This is a genomic window from Paenibacillus sp. FSL R5-0744, assembly GCF_037972555.1.
In the GTDB taxonomy this organism is placed as follows: domain Bacteria; phylum Bacillota; class Bacilli; order Paenibacillales; family Paenibacillaceae; genus Paenibacillus_AQ.
Genome location: NZ_CP150228.1, coordinates 4,254,001 through 4,273,603, shown reverse-complemented (window position 1 = coordinate 4,273,603; position 19,603 = coordinate 4,254,001). Strand labels below are relative to the sequence as shown.

Here is a 19,603-nt window from a genome sequence, read left to right as displayed (position 1 = left end):
GAATTCACGATGGTGAATCAATCGCTAACACCCCGTCAAATCGTAGCTGAATTGGATAAATATATTGTAGGTCAGAAACAAGCTAAGAAATCGGTAGCTGTTGCCCTTCGTAATCGTTATCGGCGCAGTCTGCTGGCTGAGGAACTGCGTGATGAAGTTGTTCCTAAGAACATCTTGATGATCGGACCAACTGGTGTAGGGAAAACTGAGATTGCTCGGCGTCTAGCTAAGCTCGTTAATGCTCCGTTCATCAAAGTGGAGGCAACCAAATTCACTGAGGTGGGTTATGTAGGGCGAGATGTGGAGTCTATGGTGCGTGATTTAGTTGAGACCTCTATTCGTATGGTGAAGCTAGAGCGTACGGAAAAGGTGAAAGACCGTGCAGAAGAACTGGCTAATGAGCGGATTGTCTCTATTTTAGTGCCTTCGTCTTCAAAAAATAAATCTCAGAAGAATCCTTTTGAGATGATTTTTGGCGGGAACTCTTCACAAGAGGATTCTAAAGAAGATTCCGAACCAGATGGAAGCTTAAGCGAACGTCGTCGCGGGGTTAGATTTAAGCTGCTTGCTGGTCAATTGGAAGAAGATATCATTGAAATAGATGTTGAGGATACAGCGCCATCTATGCTGGATATGTTTGCAGGGCAAGGGAACGACCAGATGGGGATGAATATGCAAGAAATGTTTGGCAGCTTGCTTCCGAAGCGGACGAAGAAGCGCAAGCTTCCTATCCGTGAGGCTCGTAAAGTGCTAATTCAAGATGAAGCAACCAAACTGATTGATATGGATGATGTCATTCAGGAATCTGTGACACGCGCTGAACAATCGGGTATTATTTTTATCGATGAGATTGATAAGGTTGCAAGTCAAGGAAAGGGTTCGGGCCCTGATGTATCACGTGAAGGTGTGCAAAGAGATATCCTTCCAATTGTAGAGGGTTCTACAATCATGACAAAATACGGTCCTGTGAAGACGGACTACGTGCTCTTCATGGCTGCCGGGGCTTTTCATGTTGCTAAACCTTCTGATCTGATTCCAGAGCTTCAGGGGCGTTTTCCGATTCGCGTAGAACTAAGCAGTCTGACACTGGAGGATTTTGTTTCCATCTTAACAGAGCCAGAGAACGCTTTGACGAAACAATATGTTAATTTGTTAAAAACCGAGGACATTGAAGTGGAGTTCCAGAAAGATGCTATTTATGAAATTGCCAAAATAGCTGCTTCAGTGAATCAAAATATGGAGAACATAGGTGCTCGACGTCTTCATACGATTTTGGAGAAGTTATTGGAGGATCTTTCTTTTGAAGCACCTGAGCTGACGCTGGACACTATGGTTATTACACCAGAGTATGTGCGTGAGAAATTGGCAAGTATTGCGCAGGATCGTGATCTAAGTCAGTATATTCTTTAATGCGACAAATTCTTATTCTTTTGGATTTGGGCATATTGAATTAGAAAATTACAATTTAGTGTCATTAATAGGTAAAAAAATGTAAAAAGATGCAATTAAAAAGATAATTTTGAGTTAAAAAAGGAATAAAATAGCAATAAAGTGCTAAAAGCCCTGTCTTTTCTAAAAAGATAGGGCTTATTTCTTATTGTAATAATATACAAATTAAATGAAAATCAATGTATGTGAAAATACTAATTAGTTATACTTTGCGACAAGGTTCGACGTAGAAACTGATAAATAGAGGACTTTTATACTTTATTTGTCGAAATCAAGCAGGTTTTTTAAGGAAAGTTGTGGAATTCATTTCATTATGATAGCTTTGAAAGGAGGAATTATCTTGGGATTGCTGAATAGTGTCAGTTTTCAACGATTGCAGGGAGGCATTGATGCTGCCTACAAACGACAAAATGTTCTAGCGAATAATGTGGCTAACGAAGATACGCCAAATTTCAAACGTTCTGATGTTTCATTCGAAAGTTTCCTTCAGCAACAAGAAAGTGGAATAAAACCTACACTTAACGCGAAGGTAACGGACTCCCGACATTTTCAATTTGGTAGTAAAAGAATTGTACCAGCAGCTGTCGTTAGTACGGATGAAACTACCTCGATGAATAATAACGACAACAATGTGGATGTAGAACGAGAAATGGCGTTAAGTGCTGAGAACCAACTCAGGTATAGTTCTTATGTCGAGCAGATCAACAGTCAAATTTCGATGATGCGAGCTGTAATTCAAGGAGGATAAGATTGCATGAACTTTGGGAGTAGTTTTGGGATAAGTGCATCAGCATTAACAGCTCAACGATTGCGGATGGACGTGATTTCCTCCAACGTGGCCAATGCGGAAACTACAAGAGCATCGGTCGTTGATGGCAAAGCCGTTCCTTACCGTCGAAAACTTGTTGTTATGGAAGCTACCGAAAGCAATAAGTTCTCGAATATACTAAATTCGAAATTGAACGGTAGTAGTAGTGAAGGTGTAAAGGTGCAGTCCATTATAGAAGATACTTCACCGTTAAAGCCAGTTTACAACCCAAGCCATCCTGATGCGGATGCCGAAGGTTATGTCTATATGCCAAACGTAGATATTACTAAAGAAATGGTAGATATGTTATCTGCATCACGTTCTTATGAAGCCAATGTCACGATGCTGAATGCATCTAAAGCTATGGTAAGTAAAGCACTCGAAATTGGGCGCTAAACGTAATTAACACAAGGAACGCTTCCACAGTGAGTTTTGTACGAAGTGAATCTAGGAAGCATAAGCTTACAAAACTTTTAGGAGGGAAACAGTTGATACAGAATATCACTAATGGGGTTCAAGCTGTACAGCAGCTTGCCATGAAACCAACATCTACCGAAGTTTCATCCACTCCTGCTAATGCCATGGAGAGCTTTGGTTCTTATCTTGAGAATGCACTCACTAAAGTAGCAGATCAGGAACAACAAGCAAAGGATATGAGTAATAAATTTGTATTGGGAGAAGTGAACATAGACGAGGTGATGATTTCTTCCCAACAGGCTTTACTGAGTTTGCAGTTGACTACACAAGTCCGGAACAAAGTGATAGAAGCCTATCAAGAAATTATGAGAACTCAAATTTAATTAATTCCTAGCTTAGTTCCGGATGGGGTGACACTGTGAATGAAAGATTTGCCCAATATCGGGAGAAGGTGACCCTGTATTGGAACAGATTTAGTGGTAAACAGAAGATTTTATTCTTTTCTACATTGTTTATCATTCTAATAATAATCGTAGTATTAACCATGCAGCTTTCAAAGACAGAATATGAAGTAGCGTTTCAAGATTTGGACAGCACAGATTCAGCTGGAGTAATGAACTACTTGGATACAGCAGGTGTTTCATACCGATTAAGCCAAGATGGAAAAAGCATCTCCGTGCCAAGCACAGAAGCGGCTCGAATAAAGGTGGATATCGGTTCTCAGGGGATTGTTCAGGGGGGCTCTATCGGTTATAAGGTCTTTAATGAAAATTCGTCAATGATAGGGACGACAGATAGTGAGTTTAATGTGAAGTATAATAATGCATTAAACGGTGAAGTAGAACAGTTAATGAGACGTATGCAAGGAATTAAGGATGCTAAAGTGCTGATTAATCTGCCTAAAGAAACAGTTTTTGCTTCCCAGGCTGACCAAGAGCAAGCATCTGCATCCGTTGTGCTCTCATTTAATCCGGGATTCAGACCCACTCAAGATAATATTGATGGGTACTTTAACCTTGTAAAGACGGCTGTTCCAAATCTACCAATCGATAACATTACGATTGCTAATAATGAAGTCGAGTTAATGCCTACGGCCAAAGGTGGACAAGCTGGAGTTTCCAGCCAAGTCGAAGAGAACTTCGCTCTTCAGAAGAAATTCGAAGAAGAAGTAAAGAAAGATGTGAAACAATTCCTTAGCACTCTTACGGGTCCAGATAAAGTTGATGTTCTTGTATTTTCGAAGCTGAACTTTGACAAGGAAAACCGGAAGGAGAATCTCGTAACCCCTGTGGATACAGAGAACATGAAGGGGATTGAGATCAGTTCACAAATCATTAGTAATTCGTATTCGGGTCAAGGAAATACAACTGGTGGAGTGGCAGGCACTGGTTCACAAGATGTAGCGGGCTATCCTTCACAAGCCGGTACGGATACTTCTACTTCGGAAGAATCTTCTGAAACGAGGAACTATGAAGTAAACCGAATTACAAAGGATGTTATCGCAAGTCCCTTTACTGTTAAAGATTTAACCATAAATGTTGCAGTTGAACCACCTACAGGACAAAATACTTTGGACGCTGCTACATCAGCAGCAATTCAAAACATTTTGGTAAATATTGTTCGTGCTTCGCTCGCAGATTCAGGTACTACATATACAGACGCTGATTTAACCAAAAAGGTTTCGGTGTATTCTCAACAATTTGGCGGAACCGCTGCTAATACAACACCAGGTGGTCTTGCCACATGGATGTTATGGGCTATCGGAGCAGCTGCATTGCTGGTTGGAGCAGGTGGAGGATATCTAATCTATCGGAGTCGTAAGAAGACTGTGGAAGAGGAAGATGAAGACATTCCATTGCAGGTTCCTACCGAATTTCCATCTATTAATTTGGAAAGTGTGACGAATGACAGTCAAGTTCGTAAGCAATTGGAAAGTTTGGCTAAGAAAAAGCCAGACGAATTCGTAAATCTGCTGCGTACATGGCTTGCAGACGAACAGAGGTGAACTAATGGCAAAGGCTAGTCAGCAGGGGCTTAGTGGCCGTCAAAAGGCCGCGATCCTGCTTATCACACTAGGGCCCGAGGTATCGGCGCAAATATTCAAACATTTAAGAGACGAGGAGATTGAACAATTAACTCTTGAAATTGCCAATGTCCGTAAAGTGGACAGCAGTGAAAAAGAGTCGATCATGTCTGAGTTCCATCAGATATGCCTCGCCCAGGAATATATATCACAAGGCGGTATTAACTACGCCAAAGAGATTCTGGAGAAAGCACTTGGTTCCGCAAAAGCAATGGAGGTCATTAACCGTCTGACTGCGACTTTGCAGGTAAGACCTTTCGATTTTGCACGCAAGGCTGATCCAAACCAGATTTTGAACTTTATTCAGAATGAGAATGTCCAGACTATCGCACTTGTATTGTCTTATCTGCAATTCGAACAAGCCGCAGCTATTCTCTCCTCATTACCTCAAGAGAAGCAGGCGGAGGTGGCTAGAAGAATTGCTGTAATGGACAGCACCTCTCCGGAGGTCATTACACAAATTGAACGAGTGCTAGAGCAGAAGCTTTCTGCTACAGTAACTCAGGATTATACAAATGCTGGCGGTATCGAATCAATCGTACAGATCTTGAATGGTGTTGACCGTGGGACAGAGCGCACAATTCTGGATTCTCTCGAAATTCAAGATCCAGAGCTCGCCGAGGAAATCAAGAAGCGGATGTTCGTATTCGAGGATATTGTCAATGTGGATAACCGTTCGATTCAGCGTATTATTCGTGATATTGATAATGCGGACCTGCAGCTTGCCCTTAAGGTTGCAAGCGAAGAAGTACGAGATGTTATTTTCCGGAATATGTCCAAACGTATGGCAGAGACATTCCGAGAAGAAATGGAGTACATGGGTCCTGTGCGGCTGCGTGATGTAGAAGAAGCGCAAACGCGTATTGTAGGTACGATCCGCAGACTCGAAGAGTCTGGAGAAATTATCATCGCTCGTGGCGGAGGAGATGACATCATTGTCTAAGCTGATTAAGCATTCTCAGTATGTTCCAGTTGATGTACTGAAAAGATTGGAGCAGGCCCGGCACTATGCGGGCCTAACTGAGGAGCCCGTTCCAGAGGAGACTGTAAGCGAGACTCACTATCATGATCCCGCTCGTGAAGAGGCTGAAGTGGCACGTAAGCAAATGCTTAAAGACGCCCAAGAATTTGCTGAAGAGCAAGTACGGAATGCCTCTCTTGAAGCGGAACAGATTGTTGAATCCTCAAAAGCGGAGGCTGAAGAGTGGTGGAAAGAGCGGCGTGAGCAGGATGAACATCTAGTTGAGGCCGTCAAAGCCGAGGCTTATCAGCTAGGGTATCAAGAAGGTGTTTCTCAAGCTGAGCAAGAGATGAAGCTCAAAATTGCAGCGATGATGGATGAAGCTCGTGCTGTTTTAACTGAAGCCTATAAGGCAAGGGATGTCATTATTCAGGAAGCTGAACCTTTCTTGGTTGAGCTAAGCTGTGATATTGCGGAGAAAATTGTGGACAGACAGTTAACGGTTGAGCCGCAGTTTGCAATGGATTTGATTCGGAAGAATCTAGCTCGTAAACGTGAGCAGGGGCTGATTTCACTGTGTGTATCACCTGCGCAGTTCGCTTTCGTAAACGCAGCAAGGGAAGAATTGTCATTAGCGGTTGACTCGCAGGCTGAACTACAGATCTTGCCTGACTCGACTGTGAAAGATCAAGGTTGTGTAATCCGCTCCTCCTTTGGCAGCATAGATGCCCGAATTGATACTCAGCTTGCAGAAATCAAGAAAGAGCTGGTTAGAATCGCGCTGGACACCGATGAGCAGAGAAATGGGGAAGAAGATGCTTGATAGTAACCGTTATAAGGAGCAACTTCGTAATCTCGATCCGGTGAGGATCAATGGGAAAGTGACGCAGGTTATCGGTCTTATGGTTGAATCTGAAGGACCTGATGCTAGCATTGGTGATGTGTGCTATATCTATCCTTCTAAAGGAAATAAGCCGCTGCAAGCTGAAGTCGTTGGTTTCCGTGACAACAAGGTGCTATTAATGCCACTTGGAGAACTGCAGGCAATTGGACCTGGTTGTGATGTAGTGGGAACAGGTAAGCCGCTTAGTGTTCAGGTGGGTTCAGAATTGCTGGGTAAGGTACTGGATGGTCTAGGGCAACCGCTTGATGGTTCCTTGATCCCAGCTCGAATGCCACATAGTTCGACCTTTAACATTCCGTCCAATCCACTCAATAGACCACGAGTGCAAGAACCTATTAGCATCGGTGTAAGAGCGATAGATGGTTTGCTAACAATTGGTAAAGGTCAGCGGGTGGGGATTTTCGCTGGTTCAGGGGTCGGCAAAAGTACGCTCATGGGAATGATTGCACGTAATACATCAGCAGATGTTAATGTTATCGCTCTGATTGGGGAACGTGGCAGGGAAGTACTGGATTTCATCGAACGCGATTTGGGACCTGAGGGTTTGCAGAGGTCAGTTGTTATTGTCGCTACATCTGATCAGCCTGCATTAATTCGAATTAAGGGAGCACTTATTGCTACTACGATTGCTGAGTATTTTCGGGATCGTGGACTTAATGTGATGCTGATGATGGATTCGGTCACTCGTTATGCTATGGCTCAACGTGAAGTTGGACTTGCAGTCGGAGAACCACCAGCTATGAGAGGTTACACACCATCTGTATTTGCAAGCTTACCTAAACTACTAGAACGCGCCGGAACTGGTCCTACAGGCTCTATCACAGCTTTTTACACTGTATTGGTTGATGGTGATGACATGAATGAGCCGATCGCTGATGCAGTGAGAGGAATACTCGATGGACATATCGTCCTTAACCGAAGTATTGCGAACAAAGGACATTTTCCAGCAATAGATGTGCTTTCCAGCATTAGTCGTGTAATGAAGGATATTGCGCCAGAAGAACAGATCGCCGCAGCAGAGAATGTTAAGCGACTAATGGCCGTGTACAAGGATTCAGAGGATTTAATTAATATCGGAGCGTATCAGAGAGGCTCCAATGCTCAAATCGATGAGTCGATGGAGTATATAGACAGTATATGGGAATTCACCAAACAAAGAGTGAATGAAAAAGTTACGCTGGCTGAAGTTCAACAGTCTTTAATTTCACACTTCTCGAGGAGTTGATTCAGTATCATGAGATTTCATTATACTTTTCAAAAAGTCGTTGACTTGAAGGGCAATGAGAAGACACAGGCAGAATGGATGCTCTCAAGCGCGCTTGGAGAATTGCAGGCACAAGAAAGAAGCCTGGATGAACTCACCTTTCAGCGGAGCGCTATTATGTTATCTTTACAAAATGCCGCAGAACAAAAGGCACCTATGGCGAAGATTCGTGAAATGCAAGAATATGTAGAATACCTGGATATATGCATTGCCCGTAAACATACGGACATTAGAAGTGCACATCAGGAAGTCTTGAAGAAGCAAGATCAGTTAAGCACAAAGGTATTAGATGAAAAAGTATGGTTAAAGGCAAAAGATAAGGCTGAGACACAGTTTCAGCAAAGTATGATTTTACGGGAACAAAACGAACTGGATGAGATGGCAACCGTCCGCTTCGCGATGAAATCCCTCTAACCCGGGAGGTTTCCGCTAGTGGCTAAAATTGATAATGACATGGAACTTGAAAATGAAGGGTCAGCGGGGAAATTTGAGCGGTTCTTATTTCTAATGATACCGATTATCTTCACGCTAGTACTGCTTGGAGTACTGTTGACGCTTTTTAATATGGACATTCGTAATAACGTGCTTGAAGTTGCGAATAAAATTCCGATTCTGGAAAAATGGGTTCCTGATCCGCCAACAGATCCTTCTAAACCGAAGGAAGAAAGCAAAAAGCAGGAAGTGAGCTCAAACTCAACGATTAAGGAGCTCAAAGCTCAGCTTGCCCAGCAGGCAGATGAGTTGAAGAAGGTCACAGATGAAAAAACAGCCCAGAATACCAAGGTTCAGGCGCTAGAGTCGCAAATTGAGGGAATGAAGACGGAAGCTGCTGCAGCTGCTGAAATAAACAGTGAGGAAACAGAAGACCCTTATCAGAAGCAGGTTACTGATCTGGCGAAGCTGTACGCGGGCATGAAAGCTTCCAAAGCTGCACCGATTATGGAGAATTTGACTACAGAAGAGATGGTGCAGATATTCAGCGTAATGAATAAAGCGAGTAAAACTGCGATTCTGGAAAAAATGGATCCTCAAAAAGCGGCAGATGTCACGATTAAGTTGAAAGAAATCACCTCTTCGAGTGATATGGCTATTGCTGCTCTTCAATCTAGATTGAAGAAAGAGGCTGGCACTACTCAAACGACTAAAACTAGTACAAATCTGGATAAGGAAAAGTTGAACCAAACCTTTAGTTCAATGACGCCTGCCAATGCAGCTTCTCTACTAGGAGAAATGTATAAGATTAGCCCTGATAAAGTAGTAACGATTATGAATACCGTTAGTGATAGTGTTCGTTCTTCGATTTTGGGGGAAATGACTAAAAATGATAGTGCGCAAACCGCGAAGATTGTTAACCGTTTGATGGGTGCTAAATAAATATTGAAAGGAGGTGAAAAATAATATGAGTTTAGTGGTTCAATCGCTTGTGAGCGCAAATGCTACAGCCGCAAGTGGTAGCTCATCAACTTCTACTGGCACAACAGCTGCTGTACCTTTCGCGCAGACTTTAGTGCAAACTATGGGAGGAAACACAGCTAACACCACATCGGTACCTACTGATCCGCTTCTGGGAAATCTAGCCTCTTTATTGCAAGGTCTTTTAAAGGAAGTGCAGACAACTGGAGAAGATCAAGGGGGACAAGATACGCAGAATTCTGATCTTATCGAGAAGCTAACTGCTGATGTTGAAAATCTAGATGAAAGCATCAATAGCGATCCTGCTATGCTGGTAGCTTTGCAAGCTTGGCTTCTTCAGGTATCAGTTCTTCTATCGGGAAGTCAAGCGACTGAGGGTGATGCTACATCTGATACGGAGTCGGCAGGAAGCTTGTCGCCGTTAGCTAAGCATGCGGATACACTGCGATTTGCTGTTCAAGATGATTTGCAAAGTTTAGTTACTATGATTCAGGAAGCTGCTGTCAGTGGGAACGAAGAAGCTGCTAGTAAAGGAATAAGCCTGTTAAATAATTTCACAGCAATACTAGAACAGTCCTCCGCTAACACTATTAAGGGGAAGGGAAAGAACTCCAGTATAATTGAAAATTCTGGTGTATCTGTACAACAAGCTATAGTGACTGAAATCAAAGGTAATACGACGGACAAAACCATTCAAAACCTTAGTAATCGTGCTGGAGAAGCAGCTGCAATTAAGAATGAAGCAGTCCTAACTTCGCCTGTGACCTCAGGAGCTGTTCAAGATCCTGAAGCAGAGCTTACCGCTCCATTGATTAAAAGCAGTGCAACTGGAGAAACAAAGCAGGCAGAATCAACTCAAGATTCCACATCAGGAGCTACTATCATAGAAGGAGATCATGAGGTTGTAACTGCTGGTCAATTAGCTCTTCGGGGAGGAATTACTGCTCCGTTGAAGGCTGAGGTTCCAGTAGCTCCTGTACCCGTTCATCAGTTTGCACAGGAAATGACCGGTTTTATTACAGGTAAATTGGAGATTGTGCAAAAAGGCGGAGTAGCTGAGGCTACGATATCACTCTTTCCAGAAAATCTCGGACAAGTAGATGTTAAGATTACTATGCAAAACGGCCATCTGGTTGCACAGTTTATGACTGAACATTCCGGAGCAAAGGATATGTTGGAACAGCAGATGAACCAGCTTCGAGCGGCATTACAGTCTCAAGGCCTCCAAGTAGAAAAATTGGAAGTCACACAAAATAATACCCCCCTCAATTCAGGGTGGGGTCAAGAAGGACGCCAACCTGGTTCTGGAAGTGGTCAGCAGGGAAGACGCTCCAAAGAAAGTCGTGAGGAAGCTAATGATGCCATCCTTGCCGCAGAGCTAAATGGTGAATGGAAAGATTGGGTTTCAAACGCAGGGCAAGAAGATGAGAATCAAGGAAACTCCTTCTCTGCCAAAGCTTAAACTTATCACAAGTGAAAGAGAGGTGAACGGTTATGACGACAACAACAACTCCTCCTGTTTCTACTAAAGACCAGTGGAATTATACAACTCCTGAATCTACTAAAACAACAGGAAATTCTGTCTTGGGTAAGGATCAGTTTTTGAAGATTTTGATCACCCAGCTGCAGAATCAAGATCCGATGCAGCCGATGCAAGATAAAGAATTTATTGCTCAAATGGCACAGTTTACATCTGTTGAGCAGCTGATGAATATCTCTACACAGCTTACATCAATGAATCAGTCTCTTGGATCAGTATCCGGCTTGATTGGTAAAGATATCACATGGACGGATACCGCCACAAATCTACCTAAGACAGGGAACGTTGAATCAATCGTTGTCAGCAAAGGGATTCAATATGCGGTTGTGGGGAAAGACAGAATTGCTTTAACCGATATTACACAAATTCAGAATCCCGCAACAACAGAGAATGGTTCTGGTACAGATAGTAATACTCCGGAGAATAACGGAGGAAGCGAGGCGACAATATGAGTGACAGGCTGACCATAGGCCAACTGTATCCTGCGTCGTCCCTACATTCCTCAACGTTACAGCGATCTTCGATACCGAAGCAGACTGTGACTGGAGAAGCCACCTTTGAGAGCGTACTGCAACAAAAGCTTCTAAAATTCAGCAATCATGCTGCTAAGCGTCTTGAACAAAGAGGAATTGAACTTGGAAGCAGACAACTGGATCAGATATCTTCTGCTGTGGATAAAGCTGCTGCCAAAGGCAGTAAAGAATCCTTGATATTAATGAAGGACTTGGCATTTATCGTAAGTGTCCCGAATCGTACGGTTGTAACCGCTATGGATGGAAATTCGATTAAAGATAACGTATTTACGCAAATTGATAGTGCAATTGTGATTTCATAACCGGCTGGTCCTAACGGAAAGCCGAGGCGGCCGCTGACCGACTGACGCGGTCCCATTCACTTAGTAAGTTATTAGGACTCTATAATCTGGGAGGACAACACAAATGTTAAGATCTATGTATTCAGGGGTTTCGGGGATGAGAGGCTTTCAGACTAAGCTTGATGTAATCGGTAATAACATTGCCAATGTCAATACAATTGGTTTTAAATCAGGACGGGTTATGTTCAAGGACATTATGAGTCAAACTGTTTCTGGTGTAACTGCTCCTAGTGATGATGGTGCAGGTGGTATGAATGCTAAACAAATCGGACTAGGCGTAAGTATCGCTTCTATCGATACACTCCATTTACCCGGTAGTGCTCAAACTACTAATAACCCGACAGATTTACGCATTGACGGAGATGGTTTTTTCCTAGTAAAGCTATCAGAAGATCAAGAAACACCTTTCTTGACTCGTGCAGGAGATTTTCATGTAGATGCTGCACGTAATCTTGTAACTTCTGACGGACTTCATGTGCTAGATTCCGATGGTGGACCCATTCAACTGGGTGATGATGTAACAGCGTTCTCCATTTCCAATGATGGAACGATTGTTCAGACCATGTCGGATGGAACGACTGAAGCAGGTGTGAAGATCGGTGTAGCTAAGGTTACTAATCCATCTGGATTAGAGAAGATTGGTGGCAATCTATACCGTATGTCACTTAATGCGAATGCAGAAGGTGAGCTTGTTCCGACTACAGCGAATAATACAGAAGATGGCACTGGGGCGATCATTTCTGGTCAACTCGAAATGTCGAATGTGGATCTTACGAATGAATTTACAGAAATGATCGTATCGCAACGTGGATTCCAGGCGAACTCCCGTATCATTACGACTTCTGATGAAGTGCTGCAGGAAGTAGTTAACCTGAAGCGTTAATTTTATCAATAATTTAATATCTTTTTTTAAAGATTAACGCGGAGTCGTGGGGGAGATACCCCTCCCCCTATTTTTGTTAGGAGGCCTGTTATGATATCGGTAACGAGATTAAATGGAACACCGATGTGGATCAATGCCCTACTGGTAGAAATGGTAGAAGAAAGCCCGGATACATATATTACGCTAGTAACCGGAAAAAGACTGATCGTGCTTGAAAAAGCTGATGAAGTTATTACGAAGATCCGGGATTATAACAGGGACATAGGCACATATGCTGCCACCATTAAAGTCCAGTCAATGGAGGAGCTAACATGAAGAAGATGCTGCCATGGTTACTTACGATTTTACTTGCGATTACACTTATCGTGATCGCCGCATTTTTATTAATGGACAAGATCTTTCCGAAAGATTCGAATGATGTAAATGCTGCGGTTCAAAGTGTGGAAACCAAGTATTTAACTGCAGATGAAATCGTCGAATTAACGGCAGAGATCAAAGATATCAAAACAAATCTTGCTGATCCCGATTATATCGTTCAAATAGATTTCGCCTTCCAACTGAATTCTGCGAAATCAAAGGAAGCATTCGAAAAAATAAAAGAGATCAAAATCAAACCGATTATTATCAAAACGCTTGCAGATACCAAACCTGAGGAGCTTAATGGAGCAAATGGCAAAGACCAGCTTAGCAGCAAGCTTGTTAATCTGATCAATAAGACATTGACCGAAGGCAAAATCACTCAGATCGAAGTCACCAAATACCTTTTGGCTTCTATGTAGCTTCAGGCATGATAATTCTTTGATAGGGGGGTGATTGAATTGGTTGATGTACTATCACAAAACGAAATAGATGCTCTACTTGCTGCACTTTCTTCAGGTGAGATGGATGCCGATGAACTTAAAAAGGAAGAAACTCAGAAGAAGATCCGATCTTATGACTTTAAACGGGCTGTTCGATTTTCTAAAGATCATATTCGTAGTCTTACAAGGATTCATGACAATTTCGCACGCTATCTTACAACGTACTTTTCAGCCCAATTACGCACCTTTGTGCAGATTAATGTCGTTCAAGTAGAGCAGCTCCCTTATGATGAATTCATTCGTTCCATTCCGAAAATGACAATACTGAACATTTTTGAAGCCGAACCTTTAGAAGGTCGAATGGTAATGGAAGTTCATCCAAACATCGCTTTCGCTATGCTGGACAGATTGCTGGGCGGTTTTGGGACTGCGCCATCTAAGATTAATGCTTTAACTGAAATCGAAACAACGATTATGGAGCGTATCTTCAGCAGATGTTTTGAGAGCTTGCAGGAGGCTTGGAAGACTGTGCTGGATATCCATCCGCGCATGGAAGCGCTCGAAACGAACCCACAGTTCATGCAAATTGTATCGCCAAATGAGACCATTGCATTGATCTCGTTAAGCACCAAAATAGGAGATACAACAGGTATGATCAATCTGTGCATACCGCACGTCGTTCTGGAACCAATAATGTCTAGACTATCTGTTCACCAATGGTTTGTAACAGAGAAGAAGACGCGGGATGCAGATGAACTTGATGCTATTAAAGCTAGAGTTCATAAGGCGAAACTGCCGATTGTCGCTGAACTTGGAGAATCGAGCTTATCTATATCTGAGTTTCTTGGGCTTAGCGTCGGTGACGTGATCTCACTAAACAGGAATGTAGATTCTGGACTCTCGATTAAGGTAGGGGAGAAGCTTAAGTTCATCGGAAGTCCTGGAATGGTGAAAGACCGGGTAGCCGTGCAAATAGACGAGATTGTCAGTGAAGGAGTTGAAGAATTTGACGAGTAAAGATTATTTATCCCAAGAAGAAATCGACGCCCTTCTGAGACAATCTGCGGAAGGCTCATTGGCTCCTTCAGAGAAAACGGTAAATGACTATTTAACACCGTTTGAACAGGATGCTTTGGGTGAAATCGGTAATATAACGTTTGGTAGTGCAGCGACAGCTCTTTCCACATTACTAGGGAAAAAGGTTGATATTACAACCCCTCAAGTTTCCATCATTACACGCGGGGAATTTGAAGTGGCTTTTCCTAAACCACATGTAGCTGTACACGTGGAATATGTAGATGGATTTCAGGGTATTAACTCTCTTGTTATTAAGATTAGGGATGCACAGGTCATCGCAGATTTAATGCTTGGTGGAGAAGGCGAACCTAAAGATGAAGAATTGAATGAAATTCACATTAGTGCTGTGCAGGAAGCAATGAACCAAATGATGGGTTCTTCTGCCACATCAATGTCTACGATCTTCAATCGGTTTGTTAATATTTCACCTCCGGGTATCGACATTCTGAACATGTCCAGCGGTGAAGGTGTCGGCAGCTTACCCAATGACGAAACCTTAATTCGAATTTCGTTCCGACTTAAGATAGGAGATTTAATCGACTCTACTATTATGCAGCTCTTGCCTGTCCAGTTTGCTAAGGATATGGTAACGATGCTTCTGGGTGATGTAAGCCCTGCAGCGCAGGAGGCTGCAGTTACGTCGACAGAGACTCCTGCTAAGCCGGCTCAAGAGACGCCTCCTGTAGCTCCTCCAGTGCAACAGGCACCTTCACAGCCCGTAGGAGAAACACCTCCGCCGTACCCGCCGCAGGGGATGCCTGGTTATCCAGGAATGCCAGAAGGCGGATATTATTACCCTCCAGCAGGAATGCCGGCGTATGGCATGCCAGGGATGCCACCCTACGGAATGCCGCCTCAAGGCATGCCTTATGGGCAGACACCACCGCTTAGTCCTGAAGCGAATCGCAATGTAAATGTACAGCCTGTACAGTTTGCTAACCTTAACGGTGGAGCTTTTGGTCATATTGATGAAAACAATTTAAATTTATTGATGGACATACCGCTTAGAGTAACCGTAGAATTAGGAAGGACCCAGAAGCAGATTAAAGATATTTTAGAAATGTCTCAAGGCTCGATCATTGAGCTGGACAAGCTCGCCGGTGAGCCTGTAGATATTTTGGTTAACAACAAGCTTATTGCCAAAGGTGAAGTCGTAGTTATCGATGAAAACTTCGGCGTACGCGTTACGGATATCGTCAGCCAGTGGGACCGAATTCAGAAATTACAATAAGCATACTTAGGGAGGATTTTGTAAAAATGGCTAACCGAATTCTAATCGTGGACGATGCAGCATTTATGAGAATGATGATCCGTGACATTTTGTCGAAAAACGGATTTGAAGTAGTGGGCGAAGCTCAGGACGGTTCTCAAGCTATAGAGAAATTTAAAGAACTGCGTCCAGACCTTATCACGATGGATATAACTATGCCTGAGATGGACGGAATCGCCGCCCTGAAAGAAATCAAGAAGGTAGATCCGGCTGCTAAGGTCATTATGTGTTCAGCCATGGGCCAGCAGGCTATGGTTATCGATGCTATTCAAGCAGGAGCAAAAGACTTTATTGTGAAGCCTTTCCAAGCTGACCGAGTTATCGAAGCTATCAACAAAACGTTGGGTGTGTAGGAAAAAGACATGCCCCTCAATTCAGAACCGCTCGGGAGCAATAACACCCTGCTGAATTTGCTTAACGTTATTATTGTCCTTGCGGTAATCATTGTACTTATTGTGCTGTTGATCCGTTTTCTTGGACGTCGTAATCAGACCTTTATGAGCGGGCGCTCCATTCGAACGCTTGGTGCTGTAGGGCTGGGACCTAACAAGTCGATGCAGGTTATTGAACTGGGAAGCAGCCTTTACTTAATCGGGATTGGTGAGAACATATCCATCTTGGATAAAGTCACTGATCCGGATGAGGTGGCTTTGATCATTGCAGCATTTGAGGATCAGTCCTCCAACCAGAATAATTTTCTCGCACCGCTTATTGCCAAGGTTAAGGTTAAGCTGCGTGGGGAGGTTCCATCAGAAGAAATCGAGCTTAGTGAAACATCATCTTTTTACGAGACACTGCAATCCAAGCTTCGTTCTGCACCAGAGCGAAAAGAGAAAATGGAAGAGCTGTTACGGGATGATGTTACTAAGGATGAGTCGAGGAATTTATGAAAAAGAAGCTAATTCTTGCTATTCTGCTGTTCGGGTTCATTAGTATAGTTATGATGCGGCCGATACATGCTGATCCTATACCTAATGTTAATATTCAGGTCGGTAATGAAGATGGTTCAAGCGGTGGTACCAGTTCCATATCAATTCTTCTTCTCGTTACGGTTCTGAGTATTGCTCCGGCGTTTCTAGTTCTTATGACCAGTTTTACTAGAATTGTAATCGTGCTCGGTTTTGTTAGAACTTCACTTGGTACTCAGGCCATGCCTCCGAATCAGGTGCTGGTAGGGCTTGCTCTGTTTCTGACCCTGTTCATTATGTCGCCAACTTTGGCGCAAGTGAATGAAACGGCATTACAGCCGTATATGAAGGGGACGATTACCCAGACTGAGGCTTTTGATAAAGCTGCTGATCCGATGAAAGAGTTTATGTTTAAACAGACCAATTCCAAAGACCTTTTGTTATTTATGAAATATACCGGTTATACGGGATCGGCTAAACCGGCTACATACAGTGATATTCCACTGACGGTGATGGTGCCAGCTTTCGCAATTGGAGAATTGAAAAAAGCTTTTACAATGGGCTTCTTAATTTTCATTCCATTTCTGATTATTGATATTGTTGTGGCGAGTACGCTGATGGCTATGGGGATGATGATGCTTCCCCCGGTCATGATTTCATTACCTTTTAAAATTATGCTCTTTGTACTGGTAGACGGCTGGTACTTAGTCATTAAATCACTACTTCTTAGTTTTAACACCTGACCTTAAGAGGAGGCATGAGGATTGAGTACGGAGTTTATTATCGGTCTAGCAAGCCAAGCCGTATATTTAGTGCTGGAAGTCAGCGCTCCCATGCTGATTCTTGGTCTGGTGGTAGGGCTAATAATCAGTATCTTTCAAGCTACGACACAGATTCAGGAACAGACGCTAGCGTTTGTTCCAAAAATCGTCGCAGTACTGCTGGCTTTATTGCTATTTGGACCGTGGATCATCACGAAGCTAATTGACTTTACTAGCCAAATTCTAGGCAGTCTCTATATGTATATTGGTTAACCAATGAACATGGATACCTTATTGCAAAGTTTACCCGTCTTTTTGCTTATTTTTTGTCGAATTACAGCCTTTTTTGTTGTCGTTCCTGTATTTTCTTCTCAAGGGGTACCGACAACTTTTAAGATTGGCATATCTTTTATTGTAGCATTGGTAGTCTTTAGTGCTAATGGAACAGGGATTACGATTCCGCAGGATTTTAGTTATATTTTGCTGATTATGAGAGAAGTATTAATAGGCTTATTGCTAGGTTTCATTGGATATTTGATGTTTATGGCGATTCAGACAGCAGGTTCTTTCATTGATATTCAGATTGGCTTCGGTATTGCCAACGTCATTGATCCTATGACAGGAACGTCAGCACCTATTCTCGGTAATTTCAAATATATGATAGCCCTGCTAATGTTTTTGAGTATGAATGGACATCACCATTTACTAGATGCCATTGTGTACAGCTATAAATGGATTCCTATGAATAATGATTTATTTCTACGCATGGTTGATGGTAGTTTGTCAGAGTTTCTGGTCCGAACATTTGCGCAGTCGTTTGTATTAGCTTTTCAAATGTCGGCTCCATTAGTAACTGCACTGTTTCTGACCGATGTTGGTCTTGCTTTTTTAGCGAGAACGGCTCCGCAATATAATGTATTTGTTATAGGGGTTCCTCTAAAAATCATCATAGGTATTGCACTTCTTTTAGTGCTGATGCCAGGTCTGGCTGTGTTGTTTCAGAATCTCTTCGAAATCATGTTCGAATCCATGGAGAATTTACTGGGTCTCATGGGGAAGAAGCCGTAGGTGACCGTAAGGGGAGAGTATTATGCCTAAGACGAAGCGTTATAGACTAGATCTTCAACTCTTCGCCGGTGAAAAGACGGAAAAAGCAACCCCGAAGAAACGGCAGGATGCTCGTAAAAAAGGCCAAGTAGCCAAAAGTGCTGAGCTGTCTGGTGCGGTTGTATTGCTAGCTGCGGTAGTTAGCTTGATGATGTTTGGTGGTTTTATGAAAGAGCGTTTTATGAAGCTATACACGGACGTATTTCAGAATCGAATGATGCTGGACGTTACGCCTGAGAATATAACGCTGCTATTTAATCAGTATGGCTTGCAAATCTTGATTTTGCTAGCTCCATTACTTGGAATTACGTTTGTTATGGCACTTGTTTCCAACTTGGCGCAGGTGGGCTTTATGGCTACAGGAGAGGGGATTACTCCTAAATTCAGTAAGATTAATCCGATAAAAGGATTCAAAAATATTTTCTCTATGCGTTCGTTTGTAGAATTCCTGAAATCAATATTTAAGCTTCTAATTATTTCTTATCTGGTATATAGCACATTATGGGGAGAAAAGAAGAACTTTGCATCCCTGTCGCATATCAGTGCGGAGGGAATTTTTAAGTTTGCGGCCAAGCTGACGATGAGTCTTGGTTTGAAAATCGGGGTTGCCCTGCTAATTATGGCTTTTCTAGATTTTATGTATCAGAAGTACGAGCATGAAAAAAGCCTGAAAATGTCTAAGCAGGATATCAAGGATGAATACAAAAAAATGGAGGGTGACCCTCTAATTAAAGGTAAGATCAGGGAACGCCAACGCAGAATGGCCATGCAGCGTATGATGCAGGAAGTTCCTAACGCGGATGTAATTATTACAAATCCAACTCACTTTGCTGTTGCGCTAAAATATGATGGTTCCAAAATGGAGGCGCCACAGATTATTGCAAAAGGGCAGGATTATGTAGCACTTCGTATACGGGAGCTGGCTAAAGAACATGGCGTCGTGACTATGGAAAACAAACCGCTGGCACGGGCATTATTCCAAAGAGCAGAAATTGGAGATGTCGTTCCAAATGATCTGTTTCAGGCTGTAGCTGAAGTGCTGGCATATGTATATAAACTTAAAGGTAAGAGGAAATAAGGCGGG

General features: G+C 42.8%; 24 protein-coding genes. All 24 read left to right on the top strand.

Annotation, left to right across the window (positions count from 1 at the left end; all coding sequences use genetic code 11):
• Positions 1-9 precede the first annotated feature (9 nt).
• Entirely contained in the window at positions 10-1,410 is a 1,401-nt protein-coding gene (hslU, locus tag MKY19_RS18825) for an ATP-dependent protease ATPase subunit HslU (protein WP_076299246.1), read from the top strand.
• Between the two features lie 379 nt (positions 1,411-1,789).
• Positions 1,790-2,197, top strand: a complete 408-nt coding sequence (gene flgB, locus MKY19_RS18820) for a flagellar basal body rod protein FlgB (RefSeq protein ID WP_042189453.1) — start codon at positions 1,790-1,792, stop codon at positions 2,195-2,197.
• Positions 2,198-2,203: 6 nt separating this feature from the next.
• A complete protein-coding gene (gene flgC / locus MKY19_RS18815) occupies positions 2,204-2,653 on the top strand; it encodes a flagellar basal body rod protein FlgC (protein ID WP_042189452.1) in 450 nt (149 codons plus the stop codon).
• 92 nt (positions 2,654-2,745) lie between these two features.
• On the top strand, positions 2,746-3,057 hold the full coding sequence (fliE, locus tag MKY19_RS18810) for a flagellar hook-basal body complex protein FliE (RefSeq protein ID WP_042189451.1): 312 nt from the start codon (positions 2,746-2,748) through the stop codon (positions 3,055-3,057).
• A gap of 35 nt (positions 3,058-3,092) precedes the next feature.
• The gene (gene fliF / locus MKY19_RS18805) at positions 3,093-4,679 is read left to right on the top strand and encodes a flagellar basal-body MS-ring/collar protein FliF (protein WP_042189450.1); all 1,587 of its coding nucleotides are present in this window, start codon (positions 3,093-3,095) and stop codon (positions 4,677-4,679) included.
• A gap of 4 nt (positions 4,680-4,683) precedes the next feature.
• Positions 4,684-5,700, top strand: a complete 1,017-nt coding sequence (gene fliG / locus MKY19_RS18800; protein ID WP_042128934.1) for a flagellar motor switch protein FliG — start codon at positions 4,684-4,686, stop codon at positions 5,698-5,700.
• Positions 5,693-6,541 (top strand): FliH/SctL family protein, encoded by an 849-nt coding sequence (locus tag MKY19_RS18795; protein WP_042189449.1) that lies wholly within the window; start codon positions 5,693-5,695, stop codon positions 6,539-6,541. Before fliG ends, MKY19_RS18795 begins: the two co-directional genes overlap by 8 nt.
• Positions 6,510-7,847, top strand: coding sequence for a flagellar protein export ATPase FliI (fliI, locus tag MKY19_RS18790; protein ID WP_279306853.1), 1,338 nt, complete (start codon positions 6,510-6,512; stop codon positions 7,845-7,847). Before MKY19_RS18795 ends, fliI begins: the two co-directional genes overlap by 32 nt.
• Before the next feature lie 9 nt (positions 7,848-7,856).
• Entirely contained in the window at positions 7,857-8,300 is a 444-nt protein-coding gene (fliJ, locus tag MKY19_RS18785) for a flagellar export protein FliJ (protein ID WP_076285416.1), read from the top strand.
• A gap of 18 nt (positions 8,301-8,318) precedes the next feature.
• A complete protein-coding gene (locus tag MKY19_RS18780; RefSeq protein WP_339796811.1) occupies positions 8,319-9,260 on the top strand; it encodes a kinesin in 942 nt (313 codons plus the stop codon).
• 25 nt (positions 9,261-9,285) lie between these two features.
• Positions 9,286-10,761, top strand: a complete 1,476-nt coding sequence (locus MKY19_RS18775; RefSeq protein ID WP_339796809.1) for a flagellar hook-length control protein FliK — start codon at positions 9,286-9,288, stop codon at positions 10,759-10,761.
• A 32-nt stretch (positions 10,762-10,793) separates the two neighbouring features.
• Positions 10,794-11,291, top strand: coding sequence for a flagellar hook capping FlgD N-terminal domain-containing protein (locus MKY19_RS18770; protein WP_076285418.1), 498 nt, complete (start codon positions 10,794-10,796; stop codon positions 11,289-11,291).
• Positions 11,288-11,674, top strand: coding sequence for a TIGR02530 family flagellar biosynthesis protein (locus MKY19_RS18765; RefSeq protein WP_076119556.1), 387 nt, complete (start codon positions 11,288-11,290; stop codon positions 11,672-11,674). The genes MKY19_RS18770 and MKY19_RS18765 overlap by 4 nt, the downstream gene beginning before the upstream one ends.
• Before the next feature lie 103 nt (positions 11,675-11,777).
• Positions 11,778-12,596: a flagellar basal body rod protein FlgG gene (gene flgG, locus MKY19_RS18760; protein WP_042189446.1), complete on the top strand. Its 819-nt coding sequence runs from the start codon at positions 11,778-11,780 to the stop codon at positions 12,594-12,596.
• Between the two features lie 90 nt (positions 12,597-12,686).
• Positions 12,687-12,911: a flagellar FlbD family protein gene (locus tag MKY19_RS18755; protein WP_042128923.1), complete on the top strand. Its 225-nt coding sequence runs from the start codon at positions 12,687-12,689 to the stop codon at positions 12,909-12,911.
• Positions 12,908-13,375, top strand: coding sequence for a flagellar basal body-associated FliL family protein (locus MKY19_RS18750; RefSeq protein ID WP_042189445.1), 468 nt, complete (start codon positions 12,908-12,910; stop codon positions 13,373-13,375). The genes MKY19_RS18755 and MKY19_RS18750 overlap by 4 nt, the downstream gene beginning before the upstream one ends.
• 39 nt (positions 13,376-13,414) lie before the next feature.
• Positions 13,415-14,413, top strand: coding sequence for a flagellar motor switch protein FliM (gene fliM / locus MKY19_RS18745; RefSeq protein WP_339796805.1), 999 nt, complete (start codon positions 13,415-13,417; stop codon positions 14,411-14,413).
• The gene (gene fliY / locus MKY19_RS18740; protein ID WP_042189443.1) at positions 14,403-15,704 is read left to right on the top strand and encodes a flagellar motor switch phosphatase FliY; all 1,302 of its coding nucleotides are present in this window, start codon (positions 14,403-14,405) and stop codon (positions 15,702-15,704) included. The genes fliM and fliY overlap by 11 nt, the downstream gene beginning before the upstream one ends.
• A gap of 26 nt (positions 15,705-15,730) precedes the next feature.
• Positions 15,731-16,096 (top strand): response regulator, encoded by a 366-nt coding sequence (locus MKY19_RS18735; RefSeq protein ID WP_036688523.1) that lies wholly within the window; start codon positions 15,731-15,733, stop codon positions 16,094-16,096.
• A gap of 9 nt (positions 16,097-16,105) precedes the next feature.
• Positions 16,106-16,633, top strand: a complete 528-nt coding sequence (locus tag MKY19_RS18730; protein ID WP_042189442.1) for a flagellar biosynthetic protein FliO — start codon at positions 16,106-16,108, stop codon at positions 16,631-16,633.
• Positions 16,630-17,394 (top strand): flagellar type III secretion system pore protein FliP, encoded by a 765-nt coding sequence (fliP, locus tag MKY19_RS18725; RefSeq protein ID WP_042189441.1) that lies wholly within the window; start codon positions 16,630-16,632, stop codon positions 17,392-17,394. Before MKY19_RS18730 ends, fliP begins: the two co-directional genes overlap by 4 nt.
• Before the next feature lie 21 nt (positions 17,395-17,415).
• Positions 17,416-17,685, top strand: coding sequence for a flagellar biosynthesis protein FliQ (gene fliQ / locus MKY19_RS18720; RefSeq protein ID WP_042189440.1), 270 nt, complete (start codon positions 17,416-17,418; stop codon positions 17,683-17,685).
• Positions 17,686-17,694: 9 nt separating this feature from the next.
• Positions 17,695-18,480 carry a flagellar biosynthetic protein FliR gene (gene fliR / locus MKY19_RS18715; RefSeq protein WP_339804394.1) on the top strand — a complete coding sequence of 262 codons (786 nt, stop codon included), beginning with the start codon at positions 17,695-17,697 and terminating at the stop codon, positions 18,478-18,480.
• A gap of 22 nt (positions 18,481-18,502) precedes the next feature.
• Entirely contained in the window at positions 18,503-19,597 is a 1,095-nt protein-coding gene (flhB, locus tag MKY19_RS18710; protein WP_042189439.1) for a flagellar biosynthesis protein FlhB, read from the top strand.
• Positions 19,598-19,603 lie beyond the last annotated feature (6 nt).